Source organism: Mesorhizobium sp. W016 (genome assembly GCF_054719485.1).
Window position 1 is genome coordinate 1,329,862 of record NZ_JBTTIF010000002.1, and the last position, 25,379, is coordinate 1,355,240.

Here is a 25,379-nt window from a genome sequence, read left to right on the forward strand (position 1 = left end):
CCATGCACAAGCTTGAGCGTCTGTTGCGCCCAAAATCCATCGCGGTGTTCGGCGGGGCCCAGGCCGCCGCCGTCGTCGCCCAATCGATCAAGATGGGCTTTGTCGGCGAAATCTGGCCGGTGCATCCGAACAAGGACGAGGTCGCCGGCCGCAAGGCCTATCGCTCGGTCGCCGAATTGCCCGGGGCGCCCGACGCCGCCTTTGTCGGCGTAAACCGGCATCTCACCATCGAGGTGATCAAGGCGCTGGCCAAGCGTGGCGCCGGCGGCGCCGTCTGTTTTGCCGCGGGCTTTCTTGAGACCGAGGCCTATGACGATGACGGCGAGCGGCTGCAGGCCGAACTGGTGGCTGCCGCGGGCCAGATGCCGATCATCGGGCCGAACTGCTACGGCCTGATCAACTATGCCGATGGCGCGCTGCTATGGCCCGACCAGCATGGCGGCATCAGGCTGCCCGAAGGCGCCAAGGGCGTCGCCATCATCACCCAGTCCTCCAACATCGCCATCAACATGACGATGCAGAAGCGCGGCCTGCCGATCGCCTTCCTGATGACCGCCGGCAACCAGGCGCAGACCGGCCTCTCCGAAATGGCGCTCGGCCTGATCGAGGACGAGCGCGTCACCTCGCTCGGCCTGCACATCGAAGCCTTCGATTCGGTAGCCGGCTTCGAGAAGCTGGCGGCGCGGGCGCGCGAACTGAAGAAGCCGATCATCGCCATGAAGGTCGGTCGCTCCGAACAGGCGCGGCAGGCGACGGTCTCGCACACGGCATCGCTGGCTGGCTCGGACGCTGCCTCGGGCGCTTTCCTGCGGCGGCTCGGCATTGCCCGCGTCGATTCCATCCCCGCCTTCATCGAGGCGCTGAAGCTGCTGCATGTCACCGGGCCGCTGCCCGGCTATCGTCTGTCGTCGATGAGCTGCTCCGGCGGCGAAGCCTCTGTCATGGCCGACAGCGCCGAAGGCCGCTGGGTCAATTTCCCGGAGCTCACCAGGAAGCACCGCGCCCATGTCAAATCGACGCTCGGGCCGCTGGTCGCGGTCGCCAACCCGTTGGACTATCACACCTTCATCTGGAACAACGAGCCGGCGATGACCGCAACCTTCACCGCCATGGTGTCGGGTGGCTTCGACCTCAACATGCTGGTGCTCGATTTCCCGCGCCCCGACCGCTGCTCGGTCACCGACTGGTGGGCGACGCTGCGCGCCTTCGAATCGGCGCTGAAGACCAACAAGGCGCATGGTGCGATCGTCTCCTCGCTGCCGGAGAACCTGCCGGAGGAATACACCGCCGAACTGATGGCGCGCGGCATGGTGCCGTTGTTCGGCATCTCCGAGGCCATGGATGCCGCAGGTGCGGCAGCCTTCATCGGCTGGGCCTGGGCCGAGCCGCAGGCGCAGTCTATCGACACGTCGGCTGCAGGTGCGGCCGGAGGTGACCATGTCACCCCTGACGAGGCCGAAGCCAAGGCGCGGTTGATCAAGGCCGGCTTGCCTGTGCCGAAGGCAGAACGTGCCGCCAATGCTGTCGAGGCCGTCATCTCATCGATGGCGCTCGGCTTCCCGGTGGCGCTGAAGGCGCTCGGAGTCACCCACAAATCGGAAGTCGGCGCGGTCAGGCTGAACCTCAAGGACGCCGAATCCGTGAGCACGGCGGCGCATGATCTGCTGCCGCTCGGCACCGGCCTCTATGTCGAGCGCATGGTGCGCGACGGCGTTGCCGAACTGATCGTCGGCTTCACCCGCGACCCGATGTTCGGCGCCGTCATGACGCTGGGCACCGGAGGCGTGCTGGTCGAGCTGTTGCGCGACAGCGTCACGCTGATGCTGCCGGCGACGCGCGACGACATCGAGGCGGCCCTGCGTGGCCTTAAACTGTTTCCGCTGCTGGACGGCTATCGTGGCCGGCCCAAGGCCGATGTAGGGGCTGCCATCGACGCCATCGCGGGCATTGCCGGCTTCGTGCAGACGAATGCCGGAGAGATCGAGGAACTCGACATCAACCCGCTGATCGTCTGCGCCGAGGGCAAGGGCGCCTGGATCGCCGACGCGCTGCTGGTGCTGGGAGAGAAGAAGAATGTCTGACGTCATTTCCACCCGCCGCGAGGGCACCATCCTCGAGGTCACGCTCGACCGGCCCAAGGCCAACGCCATCGACCTCAAGACCTCGCGGCTGATGGGCGAGACCTTCAAGGCGTTCCGCGACGATCCCGGATTGCGCGTCGCCATCGTCAAGACCGCCGGCGACAAGTTCTTCTGCGCCGGCTGGGATTTGAAGGCAGCCGCAGGTGGCGACGCGGTCGACGGCGACTATGGCGTCGGCGGTTTTGCCGGCCTGCAGGAGCTGCGCGACATGAACAAGCCGATCATTGCCTGCGTCAACGGCATGGCGGTGGGCGGCGGCTTCGAGCTGGCGCTGTCCTGCGACCTCATTTTCGCCTCCGACCATTCCTCCTTCGCCCTGCCCGAAATCCGCGCCGGCACGCTGGCTGATGCCGCGACGATCAAGCTGCCCAAGCGCATTCCCTACCATGTCGCCATGGACCTTCTGCTCACCGGCCGCTGGATGGATGTGGCGGAAGCGTATCGCTGGGGGCTGGTCAACGAAGTGCTGCCCAAGGACAAGCTCGAGGAGCGCGTCTGGGAGATCGCCCGGCTGCTCGCCGGCGGTCCGCCACTGGTGTTTGCCGCGATCAAGGAGACGGCGCGGGTGGCCGAGGCGCTGACCTTCCAGGACGCGATGAACCGCGTGACGCGCCGGCAATTGGCGACGGTCGATGCGCTTTATGGCTCGGAGGACAATATGGAAGGGTTCCGGGCTTTTGCGGAAAAGCGCGACCCGATGTGGAAGGGGAAGTAGCCTCTTTACCCTCCCCTCGATGGGGAGGGTCGGACCGAAGGTCCGGGGTGGGGTGATGCGCCACCACCCCCCACCCGCCGCTTCGCGGCGACCTCCCCCATCAAGGGGGAGGTAAAGGAGCTGCATGACCGACTACAAAACCCTCATCGACGCCGAGACCTGGGCCTTCATCGAGAAGACCAACTCCTACTATCCTCCCGACACGATCGACTACACCATCGCCCAACAGCGTGCGATCTATGACAGGATGTGCCGCGAGTTTTTTGCCGGCTATCCCGATGGCGTGACGGCGGAAACGACAATCATTGCCGCCCACGACATCCCGATCCGCATCTATCGCTCTGCCTCACCCAACCGGGACGCGATGGTGCTTTACATCCATGGCGGCGGCTTCATCCTCGGTGGGCTGGACAGCCATGACGATGTCTGCGCCGAGCTGTGCGCCCGGACCGGCTTCGAAGTGGTCTCCATCGGCTACCGGCTGGCGCCAGAGCATCTGCACCCTGCCGCCTTCGACGATGCGCTGCATGCCTTCGAATGGGCGGCCTCGAACTACGACTGCCCTATTTTGCTCTGCGGCGACAGCGCCGGCGGCAATCTCTGCGCGGCTGTCGCCCACGCAACGCGCAGCCATGCCAAAAAGCCGATCGGCCAGGTGCTGATCTATCCCGGCCTCGGCGGCGACCGTTCGCAAGGCTCCTATTTGACGCATGCGGAAGCGCCGATGCTGACGGTGCGCGATCTCGACTTCTACAGGGATATCCGCACCGGCGGCGTCGATGGGACCGGCGACATCACTTTGTATCCAATGGCCGACGCAGATTTTACCGGCCTGCCACCGACAGTGCTGATCACCGCTGAGTGTGACCCACTGTCGTCGGACGGCGAGGCCTATCGCGACCGCGTCCTCGCTGCCGGCGGCCATGCCACCTGGTTCGAGGAGCCGGGACTGGTGCACGGCTATCTCCGGGCCAGGCACACGGTTGGCCGGGCCCGCGCCAGCTTCAACCGTATCGTCGAGGCGGTGTCGGTGCTGTGCAGAGGCGACTGGATCTGGTGAACGGCTCAGCCGCGGACAAAGGCGATCAGCGTCTCGGCCATGCGCTCGGGGCGCACCTTGGTGGTGCCGGGCTCGAACTCGACCATGCGGTTGTAGAGAGCGGTGGCCGAGGCGTCGCGGGATCCGGAGGCGAGTGCGGGATCGAACGTATCGGGGCTAACCTCGGTGCAGTAGACCAAGGTCTTGGCTACGGATTGATGGACCGGCAACGCACATGGAAAAAGCGCCGCCAGCAAGAGAACGAAGTGCCTGCGTGTCATGATCCCCCCAGGGTTGGGAAGACGCTAGCAGAAGCCGGCACTGACGGTAAGTAAGCCGGCCGGTCTTTCGCGCGCCAAGACTGTTTTCCACCTTGAGTTGACACAAGGAATTGGCCGCGCCTCTGTGAAATGGCGGACAGACCCGGCCGCCGTTTTGCATGAACCTTTCCGCTCCAGCCTGCGACTGACGACCAGGCGCCGCATGGTGCGGGCCGGAAAGGATGCCCCCATGACCAGGACCCCAGAGGCTCCACGGTCTCCGGGACCAACGCAAGCTCAGCGCGACCACCGCCTTCGGGATGGAGTCGATGTGCTGGGCTTTCGGCTGATTCCGTTGACCCTGCGCAGGAGCAGGCGTATCGTGAAGATGAGGAAAGCAGACAATTCGATCAGGGACGAACGTGCCGGAACGCCGCGCCTTGCCCTGTTTCGCGCGGCCGGACCGGATGTTCCTCCCGAAAACTTCGGGGGGAGTTTTATGTCCTGCGATCGCGGCGCGTCCATGTCGTCTCCAAGCGGCGGTTTGCGCCGTTCGCTCCATCTGGCCGGCGGTTTGCTTGCCCTGGCGCTGAGCGCCGCGCTCTGGTTGGGCACAGCCGCCCAAGCGCAGGAAACCCAGATCATCTATCCCGGCTCGATGGCGGTCACCGGATTTTCCGGCACCGTCATTCCCAATTTCGACTCTGCCGATTCCGAAAGGGGGGGGCTGCCGCCCGGCGTCGACCCGGTCGACGAAACCTTCATCGACACGACGCGCGCCACCTTGCGCGTCTTCGACGTTTCGGCGCTCGGCGGACCGGCTTCCGGCCAGCTCGTCTACACGCCGCCGCCTTTCGAGGTGACGGCCGAACAGATCGGCCAGGTATTCGCCATCACCTATGATGACGGTGTGCGCGACGGCGTTCCCTCGGGCGTCCCCAATCTCTATGCCGGCGCTACCTCCCTGCACGGCATCCGTATCGTCACCCCGGACGAAGATGCCGACGGTCGGCCCGAGCGACAGCGCCGCGGAACCGCAGGCGCCGTCTTCATGGACGGCCAGTTCGGCACCGAAAGCGGTGGCGGTCCGGGCACGATCTGGAAGATCGACGGCATCACCGGCGCGGTCTCCAAATTCGCCGACATTGACACCAACAGCGGTTCCGGCATGGGCGACATCAGCTTCGACAGCAATCACCGCGAGTTCTTCGCCAGCGATCTCGGCACCGGCCTCATCCACCGCCTCGATGCCAACGGCACGCTGATCGACACATTCGATCACGGCGTTGCCGGGCGGCCGGCGCATGGGCTGGCTCCCGTCGCCGATGACGGTGCGGTGATGGACATACAGGGTGCTGCCTTCGACTCGGAAGACCCCGACACATGGGGCTACACGCAGGACGAACGCCGCGTCTGGTCCGTCGCCTATCATGGCGGCCGGCTCTATTATTCGGTCGGCGAAAAGGCCGAGATCTGGTCGGTTGGCATTGCCCGCGATGGCAGCTTTGCCGGTGATCCGCGCTGGGAGCTGACGGTCAAGGCCGACAAGGACTACGCCGTCACCGACATCGCCTTCGACAACCAGGGTTTCATGTATCTGGCGCAGCGCGGCCCGGTCGAGAATCGCTACGATTACAGCCAGTTCGCCGATTCCGGCAAGGGCGAGGTCATCCGCTACTGGCGCGAAAACCCGGACGATCCGGCGACGGAATCGGTCTGGGTGGAAGAGCCGCAGGAATATGCGGTCGGCTTCCCGCAAGGAAACCGGCAGTCGGCCGGTGGGCTCGACCTGCAATATGGCTATGACGCCGACGGCAATCTCGACACCGGCGTGTGCACCGACACGCTGGTCAACACCGGCGACAAGCTGCGCGACAACCCGACACTTGCCGACCAGCTCGCCGCCGGCGGGCCGCTTGCCGTGCACGGCGTGCAGATCACGCCGACGCCGTTGGTCAAGCCGGCCAACGTGCCGCCTTTCGGCTCGTGGTTCGTCGACTTCGACGGCTATTTCGAAGACCCGGAAGTGGAAGGCCATGTCGGCGACGTCGAGGTCTGGCACCCCTGCGAAGGCCGTGCCGGCTATTATGAAGAGATCCCAGGCGGTTATCTGCCGCCGTTCTATCCGCCGGACTTCCCACCGCCCGGCGATCTGCCTCCGTGCATCGATGTCGAGGATGTTCAGTTCTACTGCACGCCTCGCGGCCTCCAGGCCGACCTCTATCTCCATGACCATGCCGGCTTTGGCGGCGATTCGATCAAGGTCCAGCCTTCCAGTGAGACAAAGTCCAGGACACCAGGCGTCGGGGTGACATCACCCCAGTCGCATGCTCCCGGCAAGCCTTACACGGTCGACATCACCGGCCATTCTCCGGGCGACAGAGTTGATGTTGGACTTTGCTTCTACAGGCAGTCCGACAAGGACAAGGGTGGCTACTACCCTTGCTGCAAGATGACTTTGCCGCTCAGAACCCCAGCCGTCAGCTGCGAACGTTGAGGAGGGGAAGATGAAAAATCTCGCACTTTCCCCGACCGCGAACAGCAGTCAATCCAACGTCATGGAGACCATCATGAAACCCCTGTCATATGCCAGGCGCGGCGCGCGCTGGCTGATGGCGGCCGGTATCGCGGTCGCCATGTTCACCCCTGTGGCAAGCCACGCCGAAGATGCAGTCCCGATCACTCCGGAACTGCGGCTCGACCTCGACAATTCAAAAATCGTCAATCCGAGGCCGGAACGGATCGTGCCGTTCTTCACCAAAACAGGCACACAGAGGAGCTGCGACTACGTCGTCTACTCCCTGAGCTTTGGCCTGCGCGGCGACTCGCAAGGCTTTGCCGACCCAAGCTTTTCGGCCAGGCTGAAGAAACTCCAACTCGACTTCAAGGATCAGCTTCCGCTCGGTCTTGCGATCGTCAACGTCAACGTGTCCGGCGACGGCACGGATGCGTCTGGCGGACCGCTGCCGGGTGCGACAATCAGCACCTCGGCTAATCCGAACGATACGGCAACGGTTTCCGATTTCCGGATTTCCACCACCGATCTCGACGGCGCTGGGGCTGGCAATGAACGCGTCATCAATTTCAAGATCACCGCCAAGATCGACCATGCGGCGTTTCCTTCGCCGACCATCGTCGACAACCAGGGCATGATCAAGGTGACGCCGGGCGTCGGCACGGGGGCCATCATCCCGTCGCAGGATCCGGGCAAGCCCGACGACGGCGACTACAAGACCGGGGCCAAGACCTCGATCAAGATCGACCTCACCAATTGTGACAAGCGGCCTCCGCCTCCCGACCGGGAATGTTTCAAGGTGGAGCGCGGCACGGTCGATTGCGTGCAAGGCGGCGGCGCGTTCATCTACCACATGCCTGTCGGCCCGGAGATGGGCGGCAAATGGGTGCAGGTATCGACGACGACCCCAGGCATCACCATCATCCCCGACACGCAATTGGTGCCGGCGGGCGGCGGTGTGCTGAACTGGAAGATCGTCGGTGCATCGCCCGGCGACGTCATCCACCTCATCGTCACCGGCATCGAGACCTATGCCGGCCCGAAGGAGGGTTGGGGACTATGCTGCACGCAGACCATCGACATCGTCATCCCGCGTGACTTGAGATGTCCCCCCAAGGACAAGGAACCGGACCTCAAGGTCGAGAAACGCGCCGACGTGACGCGTTGCACGATGGGCGGCGGCTGCGACTTCACCATCAAGGTCACCAATGTCGGCGACGGGCCGTATCACGGCAAGATCGTGCTCGACGAGGTGACGCTGCCGGCCGGCTCGACTCTGGATTCAGGGCCCAACCCGCCCTGGGTATGCATGCCCGGCGTGACCCCGATGACGTGCACCTATCCGGTGACCACGCTCAATCCGGGGGCCTCCATCAACCTCAAGCTCGGCTTCAAGCCGGCGGGTGGTTGGCAAGGCAGCGCGTTGCGCAACTGCGCCACCTATAATTACGGCGCCAGCGGCAAGCCGCTGTTCGGCAGCCAGCAGAACGATCGCGGCTGTGCCTCGATCCCGATCTGCCGGCGTGGCGACCGCGACCGCGATTGCCGGCCCCCGGTCGACAAGAAGGTCGACTTGATCCTGAAGAAGCGTGCCCGCATCCCGGTCTGCACGCCCGACGGCATCTGCTACTTCGTGATCGACATCATCAACAATGGCAGCGTCCCCTATAATGGGCCGTTGACGGTTGTCGACAATTACCCGGGCGGCGCGCCGGCCTCTTCGACCTTCGGCCCGTCTCCGCCCTGGACATGCGGACCGAACGGTCCCGGCCAGTTCCGCTGCGACAATGCAAGCATCGTGCTGATGCCGGGCGCCTCGACGCCGATCGTCGTCAAGGCGGTCATGCCGGCCGGCTACCAGTCGGATTCGGTCGAGAACTGCGCGGCGCTGAAGCCCGTCCCCGGTGAGGTCGACCTCACCAACAACAAGGCCTGCGCCAAGGAACGCTTCCGTCATCCCAATGGCGGCAAGCCGACCCTACGCATCACCAAGGCCTGCAATGGCTCGCTCGCCGGTGCGGCGGTGGTTTCCTGCCGCATCACCGTCATCAGCCTTGGCACCGCTGCCCCCACCGGTCCGGTGCGGGTCAACGATGCTGCCACGCTGATATCGGGTGGCGCGCCGGTCCAGATCCAGACCGTCACACCCGACGGTGCGGAATGGGCCTGCGGAGCGGTTCCGGCCAATGCGCTGTCATGCCAGATACCCGGCGCCGCGATGACGCCCGGAACCTCCAGGCACTTCGACGTGACGGTCTTGGCCAATGGCGCGTTCGAGAACTGCGCACGCGGCTCATACGGCCCGGCCCCTGGAGACGACGTCGTCTACCCGATCGGCCAGGCCTGCGCCAAGGGCGGCGGCACGTCCACCATCAGCGTCAAGAAGACCGGCGATGCCGAGTGCCAGCCGGGGCAACCCTGCTCGTTCGAGATCACCATCACCAATGATGGCCAGACCGCCTTCTCCGGTCCGGTCCGCATCGGCGATGCGATCGGGGTGGACGGGCTGGGGCGGCTGCAAGGCGTCGCGATCACCGCAATCGAACCGCCCTTCGGCTGCTCGCCCGAACCGACGACCTTGCCGTTGACCTGCATTGCCAACCTGACGCTCGGCGCCGGGGAAAGCCATGTGCACAAGGTCACCGTGGTCCTTCCCGACGCTCCCCTGGTCAATCTGCGGGGCAACGTCAGCGGCCGGAACTGCGTCGGCGTCTTGTCTCCCGACACCAGGGTGCAAGGCGGCGGCGACGTACTGCCCGGCGACCTGACCAACGTCCAGGGCGATCGCGGCAAGGCCTATGCCTGCCATCCGTTCACCATCAAGCGCGAGGTGAAGAAGGAATGCTCGCCAGGCTTCGTCATGAACGATGCCGGCCGGTGCGTGTGTCCGGAAGGCACGACGTTCCGCAACGGCCAGTGCTCGCCCGACGGCGGCGTCATCATCCAGCCGAAGGATCCGAGGCCCTGCGTGCTGCTCAAGGGCCAGATCCGCACCGAGGATGGACGCTGTGTCTGCCCGCGCGGAACCGAGCTTGAGAACGGCGCTTGCGTCAAGACCGACAAGCCTGGCTGCACCATCCCCGGTTCGGTCCCGACGTCGGACGGCAATGGCTGCTACTGCCCGGAAGGTACGCATCTCGACCGACAGGCAAATGCCTGCGTGCGCGACAAGCAGAAGCCCGAGCAGTGCGGCATACGCGGCCAGGTTCATGACGCCGATGGCGATTGTGTCTGCCCGCGTGGGACAGAGGTGCGCAATGGAGCCTGCCGGCCGATCCGGCCAAAGCCTGAACAATGCTCGATCCGTGGTCAGATCCAAAACGCCAATGGCGATTGCGTCTGCCCGGACGGCACAGAAGTCAGGGGCAAGGTCTGCCGGCCGATCCGGCCGAAGCCCGAGCAGTGCTCGATCCGCGGCCAGGTCCACGACGCCAACGGCAATTGTGTCTGCCCGCGGGGTACCGAGGTGCAAGGCAATGCCTGCCGGCAGAAGAAGCCTGTGCTGGAACAGTGCGACATACGCGGCCAGGTGCACAACAAGCGCGGCGAGTGTGTTTGCCCGCGCGGCACCCAGGTGATCGACGGCGCATGCCGCAAGCCGAGGCCGCAGGTGGGAGACTGCGCCCCGGGCTCGCAGATGGTCGGCGGCCAGTGCGTGCCGATCATCAAGCGGCGCTGCCCCGAAGGCACGGTTGGTCGGTTCCCGAACTGCAGGGCGATCCGGCAGCAGCCGTCGCTCGATCCGACCCTGTTGCTCAATCCAGGTGTCCTTCAGCAGTTCATACCGAAGCGCACGCCGCAGACGCAGGTACAGCCGCAAAGGGATCCGGCGGCCAACTTCAAGCCATAGGATCTGATACGAGTCAAAATTCAGAACCCCGCCGGAGCGATTCGGCGGGTTTTTTTCGTCAGCGCGATCGGGGTCCGCCGCATCTCGTCGTTGAAATGCCGGTGCAATCTTCCTCGGACACCAGCAAGCCGCTGTCGCCCGACGGTCCCTCGATAAAGCCGTCCAGCGACGTCAGCATGGAAGAGACGGTCTTTCCCGTCTGAGCTCTCCTTTCTGTTTTCGCCAATTGGGCCATAACCGGAAGCGAGGCCGAGCAGGTAAGGCATCAGCCGGGCCGCTCCTAGCACAACAAATACCGACTTTCCCTTTTCGGGATCATGGTCTAGGCAGACGTTTGGATCGCGCCCGCAAACAGGGCGCCCAAAGGGGCCGCATCATGAGCAGGAAGACCCTGATCGCGCCATCGGTGCTGGCGTCGGATTTCTCGAAGCTCGGCGACGAGGTCGAGGCGGTGACGGCGGCCGGCGCCGACTGGATCCATCTCGACGTGATGGACGGGCATTTCGTGCCCAACATCACCTTCGGCCCGCCGGTGATCAAGGCCATCCGCAACCGCACCAAGGCCTTTTTCGACTGCCATTTGATGATTGCGCCGGCCGATCCTTATCTGGCCGCCTTTGCCGATGCCGGCTGCGACGGCATGACCGTGCATGCCGAGGCCGGACCGCATCTCGACCGCTCGCTTCAGACCATCAAGGGTCTCGGCAAGAAGGCCGGCGTATCGCTCAATCCGGCGACGCCGGAAAGTGCGATCGAATATGTGCTCGACCGGCTCGACCTGATCCTGATCATGACCGTCAATCCGGGCTTTGGCGGCCAGGCCTTCATCCCGGCCATGGTCGACAAGGTCAAGCGGGTGAAAGCGCTGATCGGCAACCGGCCGATTCGCATCGAGATCGACGGCGGCGTGTCGCCGGAAACCGCCCCCCTGGTCACATCAGCCGGCGCCGATGTGCTGGTGGCAGGCGCCGCCATCTTCAAGGGCGGCAGCGTCGAAGCCTACCGGGCCAATATAGAAGCCATCCGAACCGCGGCCGACCGGGCTGCCGGCTGACATCAGTTCCAGGGCAAGTTCCCGGCTGGTCGGTTCTCCTCGGCCTGATCTCCCTGCCTGATCCTTCGATCTCCCAAAAAGCCGTCAACGGGTGGCAGCCGCAAGGGCATCGCGGCAAGCGACAGGATCGCGGCATCCGGCACTAGTTTTGGCCCATAAATCTAGTGGATAACTGCCGAAGGGATCTGCATGCGGGGAGAGGTCAATCCGGCGGCATGACGCGCGTTAAGAAAAAATTATCCGTATTCGGGATCTCGAAGCTGTTTCTCGAGGACACCTGCCATGCTGGCAGACAAACTTTCTTCAGAAGAACAAGTTTTTCACGATTTTAGTTACTTCCGGCGGATAAGATGCGGTCAACCTTCCTCTTTAAGTCGAATATCGTGATCTTTCGCTTGAGGGGCGGATGCCTTAGGAGTTACAGTAAATTTACAGGGGAAATCGTTTGCTTCGCGAACGGGCTAGCGGAGCATGGGAGAGCTACAGGAGTCATATTGACCTACGGATCTGCCGATGTGAGCGAAGGCGCGGGACCCAAGAGCACACTCGCTAGTACGGTCTATCAACAGCTTCGCGACGATCTCCTGCGCGGCGTGTTTGAAAGTGAAAGCAAGCTTCGTGTCGAATGGGTGGTTTCCCGTTACGGCGCCGGCGCCTCACCGGTTCGCGAGGCCCTCAACCGACTTGCTTCGGAAGGCCTGCTCGGCCGCCACGACCAGCGCGGTTTCTTCATCATGCCGGTCAGTGCCCCGGAACTCGAGGAATTGACGCGCACCCGCTGCTGGCTGGAAGAGCGGGCGCTGCGTGAATCCATTGCCAACCGCACCGGCGAATGGGAAGAGCAGCTCGTGCTGGCCTTGCATCGCCTGGCGCGTGCCCCGCGCCGCTTGCCGGAGGATCCGTCCTCGAACAATCCGGAATGGGAAAAGCTGCACCGCGCCTTCCATCGGGCACTGATCGCAGGCTGCCGCTCGCATTGGCTGACCGGCTTTTGCGACCAGCTTTCGGATCAGGCCTCCCGTTACCGGCTGATCTCCCAGGACGGCAGCGAGCGCGACGAAATCAGTGAACATCGGCTGATTGCGGAGCGCACGGTGGATGGCGATGCCGATGGCGCCGTTGAAGCCCTCCTCAGCCACTACCGTCTGACGGCAGCCATGTGCATGGAGCGCTTCAACGACAGCGGCGATCCACGCGTGAGCGCCACCAAGGCGCTGCGCAGCCGCAGATAGAAGCGCTTCCGGTCCGCTATCCAAAATCCGCCCGCTATCCAAAATCGCCCGTTATCCAAGTCCGCTTGCCTTCATCTGATCGGCGGCAAAACCCGATTTCACGTTTTTGCCGGACGGAGGCGAAATCGTTTCCTTTGTTCCAAGGCCATCCGGCTTTAAATCAAAGGGATAGAGCATGATGTCCTCCGAAACCGCTTCACACTTTTCGGCACCATCTCTAGGAAATGCGCATGACCAATCACCTGCTCGACGCGTTCCGCGGCCGGATTTCAGCCTCCAAGCGCATCCTGATGTCGACCGATGACGGACGCGCGATCGCCTATGGCGACACGCTGGCGCAATCGGCACAGCTGGCACATGCGCTGAGGCATTTCGGCGTCGAGCCTGGCGACCGCGTTGCCGTGCAGGTCGAAAAAAGCCCCGAATGCATTTTCCTTTACCTCGCCTGCCTGCGCGCCGGCGCGGTCTTCCTGCCGCTCAACACCGCCTACACGCTGGCCGAACTCGGCTATTTCTTCGGGGATGCCGAGCCGCGGCTGGTCGTCTGCGACCCGGCCCGCGCCGGCGCTATCGCGCCGTTGGCGCAGGCGTCGGGTGCTGCCACCGTCACGCTTGGCAGCAATGGTGAGGGCTCGCTGACCGCACTGGCGGCACAACAGCCCACGGATTTCGACGCCGTGGCGCGCGGGCCGGACGATCTGGCCGCAATCCTTTACACATCCGGCACCACCGGACGCTCCAAGGGCGCCATGCTCAGCCATGAAAACCTGGCCTCCAATGCGCGCGTGCTGGTCGAGCAATGGCGTTTCACCGGGGATGACGTGCTGACCCACGCGTTGCCGATCTTCCATACGCACGGCTTGTTCGTCGCCACCAACGTCACCCTGATGGCCGGCGCCTCGATGCTGTTCGAGCGGAAATTCGACGCCGGCCGCATCGTCTCGCTCTTGCCCCGCGCGACAGTGCTGATGGGAGTGCCGACCTTCTATACCAGGCTCCTGCAGCAGGACGGGCTGGATGCCCAGGCGGCGAAGAACATCCGCCTGTTCGTTTCCGGCTCGGCGCCGCTGCTCGCCGAAACGCACAAGGCCTGGCGCGAGCGCACCGGCCACGCCATTCTCGAGCGCTACGGCATGACCGAGACCAACATGAACACGTCGAACCCCTATGAGGGCGAGCGTCGGGCCGGCACGGTCGGCTTCCCGCTGCCCGGCGTTTCGCTGCGCATCGCCGACCCTGACAGCGGCGATGCGCTTGGCCAGGGTGAAATCGGCATGATCGAGGTCAAAGGTCCGAATGTCTTTTCCGGCTATTGGCGCATGCCGGAAAAAACCAAGGCGGAGTTTCGCAAGGACGGCTTCTTCATCACCGGCGACCTCGGCATCATCGACGCGGACGGCTACGTCCACATCGTCGGCCGCGGCAAGGATCTCATTATCTCCGGCGGCTACAACATCTATCCCAAGGAGATCGAGAGCGAGATCGACGCCGTTGCCGGCGTCTTGGAAAGTGCCGTCATCGGAATTGCCCATCCCGATTTCGGCGAAGGCGTCACCGCTGTCGTGGTGCGGGCGCCGGCATCGCAGATCACCGGGGCCGAGATCGTTGGCGCCATTGCCGGCCAGCTGGCCAAATACAAGCACCCGAAGCAGGTGATCTTCGTCGATGAGCTGCCGCGCAACACGATGGGCAAGGTGCAGAAGAACCTGCTGCGCGAGACCTACAAGGGTCTCTACGGCTAATCCATAGCCGGCTAATGTCTTTGCCCAAGCGCTTCGCCTGGACATCTGTTCGCGGTTCGGCAGTGGCGCCTTTTACCTGCGCGGCTTTTTCACCCGATTGCTGGAACCCCACAAAGCCCGGTTCAGCAGGCTGCGTTTGCGCTTGCGCGGGATGAGGTCGACGTCGCTAACGAGCTTGGCGCCGCCCTCGCGCCGCTCCAGGGTGATCTTGCGGCTATGGAAGGCTTCGAGCTCCGCACGATGCGCCACGCTGATGATGGTGACGTCAGGCAGTTCGCGGATCACCGTCAACATCATCGTGTCCTGGCTCTTCTCGTCGAGCGCCGAAGTCGCTTCATCCAGCACCACGATATCGGGGCGATGCAGCAGCAGGCGCGCGAAGGCGAGGCGTTGCTTTTCGCCGCCCGACAGCGTCTGGTCCCATGGCGCCTCTTCCTTGATCCTGCCGGTGAGATAGCCAAGCCCCACCTTGCCGAGGGCAGCCTTGATTTGCTTGATGGTCCACTTCTCCGCCGCCGCGGGATAGGCGACCGCGCGGCGAAGCGTTCCGGAAGGGATGTAGGGGCGTTGCGGCAGCATGAACAGGCGCCTGTCGGTGTGGAAATTGACGCTGCCGCCGCCCCATGGCCACAGGCCCGCGACGGCCCGCACCAGCGTCGACTTGCCTGAACCGGATTCGCCTGAAACCAGCACCCGCTCGCCCGGCTCGATCACGACCTCGGTTTCCTTGACCACGGAGGTGCCGTCGTCGAGTGTCACGGAAAGATTGTCGAGGCTGAGGATGGCGCCGTCTTCCGCTTCGCCCCGGTTGATGCGTCCGAGCGCATCGCTCTGCTCGGCGCGCTCGAGCCCGTCGAGCGACATCATCAGCGAGGCAATGCGCCGCGCGGAGGCGTTCCAGTCGGCGAGGCGCGGATAGTTGTCGACCAGCCAGCCGAACGCGCCTTGCACGATGCCAAAGGCAGACGCCGCCTGCATCACCTCGCCAAGCGTCATCGAGCCTTCGAGGAATTTTGGCGCGCACAGCAGGATCGGCACGACCGGCGCAAACAGGCTCGATCCCTGCGACACCGCCGCCGTGCGCATGTGCTGTCCGGTCAGCAGAGCCCATTGCCTCAGCACGTGGCCGAAATTTCTGTCGATGCCGCTGCGCTCCTCGTCCTCGCCTCCCAGCAAGGCGATGCTCTCGCCGTTTTCGCGCACGCGCGTCAGCGTGTAGCGCAGTTCGGCCTCCGCCTGGTTCTTCCGCTCGGAGAGCTGGACGAAGTCGCGGCCGATGACCACCATCGAGGTCGAGGTGATGGCGGCATAGATGATCGCGGTGATGACCAGAAAGCCGGGAATGGTGATGCTCTCACGGCCGATCGGCAGGGTGAGCGCGCCGCCGATGGTCCACAGCACGACGATAAAGGTCGAGGCCGACAGGAACGCGTTAATGACGCCGGCGGTGAAATCGACCGGCGACTCGGTGGCGATGCGCAGATCCTCGGTCATGCGGGCCTCGGGGTTCTGGTGGTCGCCGCCCACGAGGTTCAGCTGGTAGTAGCGGCCGTTTGCCAGCCAGCGCGCGACGACCCCGGTGGTCAGCCAGGAACGCCAGCGGCGCTGGATCGTCATGCGCAGATAGACCTGCGCAACGACAAGGCTGCCGCTGCAGATCACCAGCGGCACGAATACGGCGCTGAGGAGATAGACTGTGCGGGCGTTGCGCTGCTCGAGGGCATCGAACATCGAGCGGTTCCAGACATTGATGCCATACTGGAAACCGATGTTGATGCAGATCAGCAGCAGCACTCCGATCGTTAAAGGCCAGGCGAGCTTGTCGCCATGCCTCCCCCAATAGCCGCGCCCGCTGATCCAGAAACGCCGCAGCAGATATTTCTTGCGCGCCTGCTCGGCCTGCTCAGGCGTCAGCTTGGGATCGGGTTCGACGGCATCCGGCGGCGGCGCAGCCTCGCCAACGGGCTCGGACGCGGCTTCGGCGGCCGCTGCTTTTTTCTCGCGCGGCGTGTCCTCGCGCGGTCCATCTCCGCGCGTTTGCCGTGACGGCTTTTCCCGGCGCGACTTCGTGGCATCGCGCGCTTCGATGCCGTCGGCCGGTTTCGATTTGGGTTTTGCCTCGGACATATGCCCCGACAACGACCTCCATATCAAAAGGTTTCATGGTATGCGCCTGCCCGACGTTTCAGAACGCCCGTCATTGCGGATATAAAAGCCCAACGACATGCTCTGCCATGGCGAGGCTGGCGGTAAGGCCAGGGCTCTCGATGCCGAACAGATTGACGATCTGACCGCCCCCGTGGTCAGCCGGTCCCTGGATGACGAAGTCGGCGGCCGGCTGGCCCGGACCGGACAGTTTCGGCCTGACGCCGGCATAGGCCGGTTGCAGGGCGCCGTCCGCCAGGCCGGACCAGTAGCGCCTGATTTCGTCGTAGAAGGCAGCGCCTCGTGCGGGATCGACGGTATAGTCGACGCGATCGATCCATTCGACATCCGGGCCAAAGCGCGCGCTCCCCGACATGTCGAGGGTCAGATGCACGCCGAGGCCGCCATGGACCGGCACCGGATAGATCAGCCGCGAAAAGGGCGAGCGACCGGAAAGCGCGAAATAATTGCCGCGCGCCAGCCACAGCGGCGGAACACGGTCTTGCGGGAGGCCTTCGATGCGGCCGGCGAGCGCCTGCGCGTCGAGGCCGGCGGCGTTGATGAAGGCGCCGGTCTTCAAGGTGAAACCCTCGCCATCGGCGTCGCGCGTGTCGATCCGGATGCCATCGGCTTCGATGCTCGCGCCTGAGACAACGGTGAGCAAGGCGAAAGATGCGCCGGCCGCTTCCGCGTCACCACGCAATGACAGCATCAGCGCCTGACTGTCGACGATGCCGGTCGACGGCGACAGCAGCGCGCCGGCGCAGCTCAGCGCCGGTTCCAGGCTTTTGGCCTCTGCGCGCGTCAAAAGCTTGAGGTCACCGACTCCGCATTGCGCCGCGTTGATCTGGATCGCCTGCAGTTTATCCAACTGGTCGGGTTCGACGGCAACGATCAGTTTGCCGGTGCGACGATGGGCGACGCCATGCTCGCGGCAATAGGCATAGAGACGCTCGCGGCCGTTGACGCAGAGACGGGCCTTCAGGCTGCCCGGCGTATAATGAAGCCCGGCATGGATGACTTCCGAATTGCGCGAACTGGTGCCGGTGCCGATGGCTGCGGCCTTCTCGACCACCAGCACCTCGCGGCCCGACAGCGCCAGCGCGCGGGCAATGGCGAGGCCGACAACACCGGCGCCAGCGACAACGCAGTCGACATCATGCATAAGTGGACTTTAGCGCGAACTTCCCGCGCCTGCAAAAACCTTGTCGCCGCCGATCCAAACGCCCTTGACGTCGAGGTTGTCCGACAAGGCGACGATATCGGCAGCCGTGCCATTGGCGAAGCGGCCGAGCCGGTGTGCCTGGCCGACCGCCTGCGCGGGATAAAGCGAGGCCATGCGCAGCGCTTCCGACAGGTCCAGCCCGACGATCCTGTGCATGTAGCGGACGGCCGAGATCATATCGAGATCGGCGCCGGCCAGCGTGCCGTCGGCCAGCCTCAGGCTGCCATCCTTGCGATAGATGATGCGGCCGTTGAGGGTGAACGAGGTCATGTCGGTGCCGATCGTCGCCATGGCGTCGGTGACCAGCACGATGCTGCCCGGTCCCTGCTTGGCGCGCAGCGCGATTGCCATGGTGGCGGGATCGACATGGATGCCGTCGGCAATGATCCCGGCCGACAGACTGCCTATGTCAATGGCCGCACCCGCCAGCCCCGGCTCACGGTTGCCGATCTGGCTCATGGCGTTGAACAGATGTGTGACCACGCTGGCGCCGACATCGGCAAAGGCTCTGGCCGTGGCGTAGCCGGTGTCGGAATGGCCGAGGCTGACAATCACACCGGCCTTGGCCAAGGCCGCAACGCGGGCAGGCTCGACGGATTCAGGCGCTATCGTCGTCAGCAGCACCGGCAGGTTTTTGCGTGCCGCGACCAGCGCCGCTTCATCCGCATCCGTCATCGGCCGGATCAGCGCCGGGTCATGCGCGCCCTTGCGGGCGACGGAGAGATGCGGTCCCTCGAGATGCAGGCCGAGAAACCCCGGCAGCTTTTGCCGAGCCGCCTCGGTGCCGGCGGCAATGGCCGCTGTGGTGATCCCAGGCGTGTCGGTGATCAGCGTCGCCAGCAACGCCGTGGTGCCGAACGGCGCATGCGCCCGGCAGATTGTTGCCAGCGAGGCGACATCGGGATGGTCGTTGAGCATGACGCCGCCGCCGCCATTGACCTGCAGGTCGACAAAACCCGGCACCAGCATGCCGCCCCTGGCGTCGATGCGGGCAACGCCCGACGGAATGGCGCCGGCGGGATGAATGCCTTCGACCACATCGCCGTGCACGACAAGGGCGGCGTTGTCATGCCAGTCGTCGCCATCGAAAATTCGGGCGCCAGTCAGGGCAAAACGGTCGCTCATACGGTTTCCGTCACCTTGCGCAGATTGCGCGGTACATCCGGATCGAGGCCGCGATGGCGGGCGAAGGCTTCGACGAAGCCGTAGAAGGAGACGATCAGCGTCAGCGGGTCAGTCAAGGGATGACCGGTGGCGACATGCGGCAGCCGCGCCGCGCTCTTGGCTTTGTCCGAGGTTACAAAAACGGCTGCACCCTTGCCGGCAAGGTTGTCGGCAGCCTCTGCCACGGACGGCTCGGAGGCATCGCGGGCGGCGAGCGCCAGCACCGGGAAGCCTGGCCCGACCAGGGCCAGCGGGCCGTGCATGACTTCGGCGGCGCTATAGGCCTCTGCATGCATGCCGCAGGTCTCCTTGAATTTCAGCGCCGCCTCGTTGGCCATCGCCGCCGACGGGCCACGTCCTAGGATGAACAGCGATTGCGGCGTCTCCAATGCGCCGGCCAGCGCCATCCAGTCGCAGGCGATCGCCTTGCTGAAATGCTCGGGCAGGCGGGCAAGGGCGGCCAGCAGTCTGTCGTCGCCGGTGCAATGCGCCATCAGCGCCAGGCCGGCGACCGCCGAATTGACGAATGTCTTGGTCGCCGCGACGCTGCGCTCGGGGCCGGCCAGAATGTCGATGGCAAAATCCGAAGCCCGCGCCAGCGGCGAATCGGCGGTGTTGGTGATGGCGACGGTGAGCGCACCGCCGGCTCGTGCCGTCTCGGCCATGGCGACGATATCAGGGCTTTTGCCGGATTGCGAGATGGCGAGGCAAGCCGAACCGGCGAGCTTGAGCTTGGCGCCGTAGATCGAGGCGACCGATGGACCGACCGAAGCGACGGCCAGGCCGGCGGTCAGTTCGACGGCATATTTCATGAAGGTGGCGGCATGGTCGGACGAACCGCGCGCGACGGTAACGACGAAGCTCGGATCGCGCTCGCGAATGCCGCGTCCGGCCTCGGTCAGCACCGCCGCCGAGCCATCGAGCAGACGCGCGACGGCTTGCGGAATTTCGTCGATCTCGCGCCGCATATGGGTGGTCTTGGGGATCATGGTCGGCCCTCTTCGCTCGGCCCTGTCAGGCGCAGTTCGGCGACGAAATCATAGGCGTCGCCGCGGTAGATGGAGCGGGTGAACTCGATCACCTTGCCGCTCGCGAGATAGGAAATGCGTTCGATGTGCAGGCCGGCAATGCCGGATGGCACTTCGAGCAGACGCGCATCGGCGTCGCCGAGATTGGCGGCGGAAATGCGCTGCACCGCCCGCACCGGCCGGTTGCCGGTCAGTTGCAGCGCCGCATAGAGTGACGAGCCTATCCCGGCCGGATCCGGCAGCACGCTGGCCGACAACGAGGCGCGCTCGATGGCCAGCGGCGTGTCGTTTGCGATGCGCAGGCGCGCCACGCGCGCCACCAGCTCGTTCGAGGACAGGCCGAGCACCATCATCTCGTCGGGCGAGGGCGGGTAGAGGTCGCGGTCGAGCCAGGCTGAACGCACCGCCATGCCGCGCCTTGCCATGTCCTCGGTGAATGAAGTGAGCCTGGACAGCGACTGCTCGACGCGCTCCATGCGCGGCGCCACGAAGGTGCCGGAGCCGTGGCGCTGCACGAGGATGCCGCCCTTGACTAGGTCCTGCACCGCCTTGCGGACGGTGACGCGCGAAATGTCGGCCTTGGTGGCGATGTCGCGCTCGGAAGGCAGCGCATCGCCCGGCCCGATCAGGCCGCGATTGACGGCGTCCTCGATGCTTTTCCTGAGCTGCAGGTAGAGCGGGGCGCCGCTCTGCGACGACTGCCTCAGCGTGGCGAAGATCTGGTCGGCGGCATCGCTCATCGCGTCGCCTCCGCTTTGACGAAGATGCGGGCCGCCATCTGCACGGCGCCGCCCAGGGCATCGTCGAGCGGCGCTTTCAGCAGCGCCTGGTAGCGCTGGGAAAGGCGCGGCCCATAGAGCGGCGCCAGCCCGCCGAGCAGGCAGAGCGGGGCGTCATCAGAGAGGTCGAGCGCGTGGAGCGACGCCTCGACATCGGCAACCGACTTGTCCACGATCCAGTTGGCGACGCTGTCGCCCTTCTCGGCATGCTCGAAAACCTTGGGCGCGAAGCCGCCGAAATCGCCGGGCTTGGCATTGGTGGTGAACTCGACCACGTCTTCGGGATTGTTGCGGAAAATGGCCATCATGCTGTCGGTCAGGGCTGAGCGCGGCCGGACGCCGTCATGGGCGAGCAGCGTCTGCTCCAGCAGGTCGCGGCCGATCCGGGCGCCGCTGCCTTGATCACCGACCTGAAAGCCCCAGCCGCCGATGGCGCGCGACGTGCCGCCCTTGCGCGCCATATAGGCGGTGCCGGTGCCGAGGATGGCCATGGCGCCGTCACCAGAGCCGACTGCCCCTTCGAGCGCGATCTCGGCGTCCGTCTCGACGCGGCTGATGCTGAACGGCAGGATTGCTTCAAGCTGCTGGCGGTAGGTGCCGACATTGGCGCCGGCAAGGCCGAGAATGGCTGGTGTCTGCGGGATCAGGTCCGGATCTTGCCCGGCGGCGATGAAGGCCTGACGAGCAGCCTCGACGATGTGGGTGCGAGCGCCGGTGAGATCGGTGCGGATGTTGGCGGCGCCGCTTTTGGCACGGCCAATGACAACGCCATCGCCTGTCGCAAGGGCTGCCCTGCAGCTGGTGCCGCCGCCGTCGATACCGAGCACGAATTTCACGCGATGTCTCCTCCGGGCGGATAATACCAATAAAATACCAATAGCCAAGGGATTAATTTCCGTTTCAAAAAGATTAAGGCGTATCAGGTTGAAAAACCCGGGAATTTTGCTGGCTCAACGCTTTCCAGTTCGCAATTTCGTTAATGCGTGTGGACAAGTGGTATTTTTTTGGTATTGTTCTTCCATCGGAGGGACAGGGATGGCCGAACCGCGCACCGAAGCGCTTCACAGCAATGCCGAGGGACTGGACATCCAGGCCCCGGACGCCATCCTTTCTTCTTTGGTCAATGCGCAGATCGAGGCCGCCAAGGCTGTGCGCGACGCCATTCCCGCCATCGCCGCCGCAGCCGAAATCATCGCCGGGCGGCTGAACGGCGGCGGCAAGCTCGCCTATGCTGCGGCCGGCAGCTCCGGCCTGATGGCGCTGGCCGACGCGCTGGAGTTGCCCGGCACCTTCGGCATCAAGCGCGAACGCATCGCCATCCTCATCGCCGGTGGCGACGACGCTTTCAAGACCCTGGCCGGCGGACCGGAAGACGACACCGACGAAGCCTCGACGGCAATTGCCGGCGCCGGCATCGGCAAGGGCGACTGCCTGATCACGATTTCGGCCAGCGGCTCGACGCCCTATGCGGTGCAGGCGCTGAAGGATGCGCGCAGCCGGGGCGCGGCAACCATCGCCATTGCCAACAACAAGGACACGCCCCTGCTCAGGCTGGCCGACGTCGCCATACTGCTCGAGACGCCACCGGAGGTGATTGCCGGCTCGACGCGCATGGGCGCCGGCACTGCCCAGAAGATCGCGCTCAACATGCTGTCGACGCTTACCGCCATTCATCTCGGCCATGTCCATGACGGCTACATGGTCAATCTCACCGCCGACAACATCAAGCTGCGCGACCGCGCGGCTCGCATCGTCGCCGCTATCAGCGGCCGCGACCGGCAAGACGCCGTGCGGCTGCTCGAAGCGAGCGGCGGCGTCGTCAAGACAGCCATTCTGCTCGCCGCCGGCGCTGCCAACGCCGTTGCGGCCGAGAAGATACTGGAAGGGACCGGCCAGAAGCTGCGGCCAGCCCTTTCCGCGATCGAGGGGAACAAGGGCGCGAAGGCCCCTGTTCTCAAAACCGAACCTGAAAAAGGTCAACAGGGAGACTAGCATGACAACGAAATTACTGACGGCACTGCTTCTCGGCACCAGCATTCTCGGCACCGCCGGGTTGGCTCACGCCGATGACGTAACGCTCAATATCGAAAGCTGGCGCGGCGACGACCTTGCCATCTGGAAGGACAAGCTGATCCCGGCTTTTGAGGCCAAGAACCCGGGCATCAAAGTGGTGTTCGCACCGTCGGCGCCGACCGAGTATGACGCCGCACTCGGCGCCAAGCTCGCCGCCGGCTCGGCTGGCGACCTGATCACCTGCCGCCCGTTCGACAAATCGCTCGAACTGTTCAAGAAGGGCAACCTTGCCGACCTGTCGGCGCTGCCCGGCATGGAAAACTTTTCGCCCGTTGCCAAGGCCGCCTGGCAGACCGACGACGGCAAGGCGAGCTTCTGCGTGCCGATGGCCTCGGTCATTCACGGCTTCATCTACAACAAGGACGCCTTCGACAAGCTCGGCCTCAAGGTGCCGACGACGCGTGACGAGTTCTTCGCCGCGCTCGACAAGATCAAGGCCGACGGCACCTACATCCCGATGGCCATGGGCACCAAGGACCTCTGGGAAGCCGCGACCATGGGCTATCAGAACATCGGTCCGAACTACTGGAAGGGCGAAGAGGGCCGCGCAGCGCTGATCAAGGGCGACCAGAAGCTGACCGACAAGGACTGGGTTGCTCCCTATGAGGAACTGGCCAGGTGGAAGCCTTATCTCGGCGACGGCTTCGAGGCCCAGACCTATCCGGACAGCCAGAACCTGTTCACGCTTGGCCGCGCCGCCATCTACCCGGCGGGATCGTGGGAGATCGGCCTGTTCAACACCCAGGCGCAGTTCAAGATGGGCGCCTTCCCGCCGCCGGTCGAGAAGGCCGGCGACACCTGCTACATCTCCGACCATACCGATATCGGCATGGGCCTGAATGCGGCGTCGAAGAATGCCGACGCGGCCAAGACCTTCCTGTCCTGGGTCGCCTCGCCGGACTTCGCCACCATCTACGCCAACGCACTGCCGGGCTTCTTCAGCCTAAATTCCACCCCGGTGAAGATGGAAGACCCGCTGGCGCAGGAATTCGTCTCCTGGCGCGACAAGTGCAAGTCGACGATCCGCTCGACCTACCAGATCCTGTCGCGCGGCACGCCGAACCTCGAGAACGAAACCTGGGTTGAATCGGCCAACGTCATCAACGGCACCGACACGCCGGAAGCTGCCGCCAAGAAGCTGCAGGACGGCCTCGACAGCTGGTACAAGCCGGGCAAGTAAGCTCAGAGACAGACAGGGCCCAAGTGGACGGCCCTGCGTTTTTCGATAGCATCATCGACTGCGAACGACGGCGCCGCCCCTCATCCGCCTGCCGGCACCTTCTCCCCCTATAGTGACGGGGAGAAGGATCAGCCGAAACGCAGGCGCCCCTCTCCCCGTCCTTCACGGGGAGAGGGTAAGGGTGAGGGGCAGCGCTGCCGTCGAAGGCATTGCTAAACCTGATCGGCGGGGACCGCACTCATGGCCGCACAAACACGACCGAAACGACCGTTCGGCTCGCATATCGGCGTCTTCCTGGCGCCGGCGCTGCTGGTCTATACGGCGATCATGATCCTGCCGCTCGCCGGCACGCTGCAGCTGTCGCTGTTCCGCAATGTCGATCAGCATCAGGTGTTCGTCGGTTTCACTAATTTCCGTACGTTGTTCGGCGACCCCAACTGGTCGGTCGGCTTCTGGAACGCGCTGCGGAACAATACCTGGTTCTTCATCATCCACATGGTGGTGCAGAACCCGATCGGTGTCATGCTGGCGGCATTGCTGTCCAGCCCGAGGCTGAGATTCGCCGCCTTCTACCGCACCGCGATCTTCGTGCCGACCATCCTGTCCTTCGTCATCGTCGGTTTCGCCTGGAAACTGATCCTGTCGCCGTTGTGGGGCGTGGCGCCGCATCTGATGGACCTGGTCGGCTTGAAAAGCCTGTTCACGCCGTGGCTCGGCAAAGAACAATATGCCCTGACCGCGCTCAGCCTGATCTCGGTCTGGCAGTTCGTCGGCATTCCGATGATGCTGATCTATGCGGCACTCCTGTCGATCCCCGAAGAGGTGATCGAGGCTGCCGAATGCGACGGCATCACCGGCATGTCGCAGTTCTGGAAGATCAAGCTGCCGCTGATCCTGCCCTCGATCGGCATCATCTCAATCCTGACCTTCGTCGGCAATTTCAACGCCTTCGACCTGATCTACACCGCGCAAGGGGCGCTGGCCGGCCCGAACTATTCGACCGATATTCTGGGCACTTTCCTCTACCGCGCCTTCTTCGGCTTCCAGCTGCAGACCGGCGATCCCAATATGGGTGCGGCGATCGCCACGATGATGTTCCTGATCATCCTCGGCGGCGTCTGCGTCTACCTGTTCCTCGTCCAGACGCGCCTGCGTCGCTACCAGTTCTGAGGGGCGAGATGTCGAGCTTGAACACCGCCGTCTGGCCTGCCGGCCATCTCCCCCGCAAGGGGGGAGA

19 protein-coding genes are annotated in these 25,379 nt (G+C 64.4%); 11 read left to right on the top strand and 8 right to left on the bottom strand.

Annotated elements, in window-relative coordinates; translation table 11 throughout:
• Positions 1–2 precede the first annotated feature (2 nt).
• The 3 genes from ACYG9V_RS06990 (at position 3) to ACYG9V_RS07000 (ending at position 3,916) form a co-directional block, all read left to right on the top strand.
• On the top strand, positions 3–2,081 hold the full coding sequence (locus ACYG9V_RS06990) for an acetate--CoA ligase family protein (RefSeq protein WP_023752428.1): 2,079 nt from the start codon (positions 3–5) through the stop codon (positions 2,079–2,081).
• Positions 2,074–2,856: a carnitinyl-CoA dehydratase gene (locus ACYG9V_RS06995; protein ID WP_023752427.1), complete on the top strand. Its 783-nt coding sequence runs from the start codon at positions 2,074–2,076 to the stop codon at positions 2,854–2,856. Before ACYG9V_RS06990 ends, ACYG9V_RS06995 begins: the two co-directional genes overlap by 8 nt.
• 124 nt (positions 2,857–2,980) lie before the next feature.
• Positions 2,981–3,916 (top strand): alpha/beta hydrolase, encoded by a 936-nt coding sequence (locus tag ACYG9V_RS07000; RefSeq protein WP_023752426.1) that lies wholly within the window; start codon positions 2,981–2,983, stop codon positions 3,914–3,916.
• Positions 3,917–3,921: 5 nt separating this feature from the next.
• Here ACYG9V_RS07000 and ACYG9V_RS07005 read toward each other — a convergent pair whose 3' ends face one another.
• Positions 3,922–4,176, bottom strand: coding sequence for a hypothetical protein (locus ACYG9V_RS07005; RefSeq protein ID WP_352496951.1), 255 nt, complete (start codon positions 4,174–4,176; stop codon positions 3,922–3,924).
• Between the two features lie 202 nt (positions 4,177–4,378).
• On the opposite strand from ACYG9V_RS07005, the gene ACYG9V_RS07010 reads away from it, so the two are divergent.
• From ACYG9V_RS07010 to ACYG9V_RS07025, 4 genes are all read left to right on the top strand, one after another.
• Positions 4,379–6,652, top strand: a complete 2,274-nt coding sequence (locus tag ACYG9V_RS07010; protein WP_352763948.1) for a hypothetical protein — start codon at positions 4,379–4,381, stop codon at positions 6,650–6,652.
• A 10-nt stretch (positions 6,653–6,662) separates the two neighbouring features.
• Positions 6,663–10,520, top strand: coding sequence for a DUF7929 domain-containing protein (locus ACYG9V_RS07015; RefSeq protein WP_352763951.1), 3,858 nt, complete (start codon positions 6,663–6,665; stop codon positions 10,518–10,520).
• A 376-nt stretch (positions 10,521–10,896) separates the two neighbouring features.
• Positions 10,897–11,574 carry a ribulose-phosphate 3-epimerase gene (gene rpe, locus ACYG9V_RS07020; protein ID WP_023668852.1) on the top strand — a complete coding sequence of 226 codons (678 nt, stop codon included), beginning with the start codon at positions 10,897–10,899 and terminating at the stop codon, positions 11,572–11,574.
• Positions 11,575–12,068: 494 nt separating this feature from the next.
• Positions 12,069–12,806: a GntR family transcriptional regulator gene (locus ACYG9V_RS07025; protein WP_023668851.1), complete on the top strand. Its 738-nt coding sequence runs from the start codon at positions 12,069–12,071 to the stop codon at positions 12,804–12,806.
• A gap of 51 nt (positions 12,807–12,857) precedes the next feature.
• Here ACYG9V_RS07025 and ACYG9V_RS07030 read toward each other — a convergent pair whose 3' ends face one another.
• Positions 12,858–12,983 (bottom strand): hypothetical protein, encoded by a 126-nt coding sequence (locus ACYG9V_RS07030; protein ID WP_352763954.1) that lies wholly within the window; start codon positions 12,981–12,983, stop codon positions 12,858–12,860.
• Between the two features lie 53 nt (positions 12,984–13,036).
• Here ACYG9V_RS07030 and ACYG9V_RS07035 point away from each other — a divergent pair, with 53 nt between their 5' ends.
• Positions 13,037–14,548 (top strand): malonate--CoA ligase, encoded by a 1,512-nt coding sequence (locus tag ACYG9V_RS07035; RefSeq protein ID WP_352763957.1) that lies wholly within the window; start codon positions 13,037–13,039, stop codon positions 14,546–14,548.
• Positions 14,549–14,620: 72 nt separating this feature from the next.
• On the opposite strand, the gene ACYG9V_RS07040 is transcribed toward ACYG9V_RS07035, so the two are convergent.
• The 6 genes from ACYG9V_RS07040 to ACYG9V_RS07065 form a co-directional block, all read right to left on the bottom strand.
• Complete coding sequence (locus ACYG9V_RS07040) at positions 14,621–16,675, bottom strand: ABC transporter ATP-binding protein/permease (protein WP_352763960.1); 2,055 nt, start codon at positions 16,673–16,675, stop codon at positions 14,621–14,623.
• Positions 16,676–16,745: 70 nt separating this feature from the next.
• Positions 16,746–17,858 carry an NAD(P)/FAD-dependent oxidoreductase gene (locus ACYG9V_RS07045; RefSeq protein ID WP_352763962.1) on the bottom strand — a complete coding sequence of 371 codons (1,113 nt, stop codon included), beginning with the start codon at positions 17,856–17,858 and terminating at the stop codon, positions 16,746–16,748.
• A gap of 9 nt (positions 17,859–17,867) precedes the next feature.
• Positions 17,868–19,043 carry an N-acetylglucosamine-6-phosphate deacetylase gene (nagA, locus tag ACYG9V_RS07050; protein ID WP_352763964.1) on the bottom strand — a complete coding sequence of 392 codons (1,176 nt, stop codon included), beginning with the start codon at positions 19,041–19,043 and terminating at the stop codon, positions 17,868–17,870.
• Positions 19,040–20,071: an SIS domain-containing protein gene (locus ACYG9V_RS07055; RefSeq protein WP_023684262.1), complete on the bottom strand. Its 1,032-nt coding sequence runs from the start codon at positions 20,069–20,071 to the stop codon at positions 19,040–19,042. The genes nagA and ACYG9V_RS07055 overlap by 4 nt, the downstream gene beginning before the upstream one ends.
• Complete coding sequence (locus ACYG9V_RS07060) at positions 20,068–20,850, bottom strand: GntR family transcriptional regulator (RefSeq protein ID WP_023668847.1); 783 nt, start codon at positions 20,848–20,850, stop codon at positions 20,068–20,070. Before ACYG9V_RS07060 ends, ACYG9V_RS07055 begins: the two co-directional genes overlap by 4 nt.
• Entirely contained in the window at positions 20,847–21,725 is an 879-nt protein-coding gene (locus tag ACYG9V_RS07065; RefSeq protein WP_023668846.1) for a glucosamine kinase nucleotide-binding domain-containing protein, read from the bottom strand. The genes ACYG9V_RS07060 and ACYG9V_RS07065 overlap by 4 nt, the downstream gene beginning before the upstream one ends.
• Positions 21,726–21,924: 199 nt before the next feature.
• On the opposite strand from ACYG9V_RS07065, the gene ACYG9V_RS07070 reads away from it, so the two are divergent.
• From ACYG9V_RS07070 to ACYG9V_RS07080, 3 genes are all read left to right on the top strand, one after another.
• Positions 21,925–22,881: an N-acetylmuramic acid 6-phosphate etherase gene (locus ACYG9V_RS07070; RefSeq protein ID WP_023694233.1), complete on the top strand. Its 957-nt coding sequence runs from the start codon at positions 21,925–21,927 to the stop codon at positions 22,879–22,881.
• Between the two features lies 1 nt (position 22,882).
• Positions 22,883–24,142 (top strand): ABC transporter substrate-binding protein, encoded by a 1,260-nt coding sequence (locus tag ACYG9V_RS07075; protein ID WP_023689958.1) that lies wholly within the window; start codon positions 22,883–22,885, stop codon positions 24,140–24,142.
• A gap of 240 nt (positions 24,143–24,382) precedes the next feature.
• Positions 24,383–25,312, top strand: a complete 930-nt coding sequence (locus ACYG9V_RS07080; RefSeq protein ID WP_023732575.1) for a carbohydrate ABC transporter permease — start codon at positions 24,383–24,385, stop codon at positions 25,310–25,312.
• The last annotated feature ends 67 nt before the right edge of the window (positions 25,313–25,379 follow it).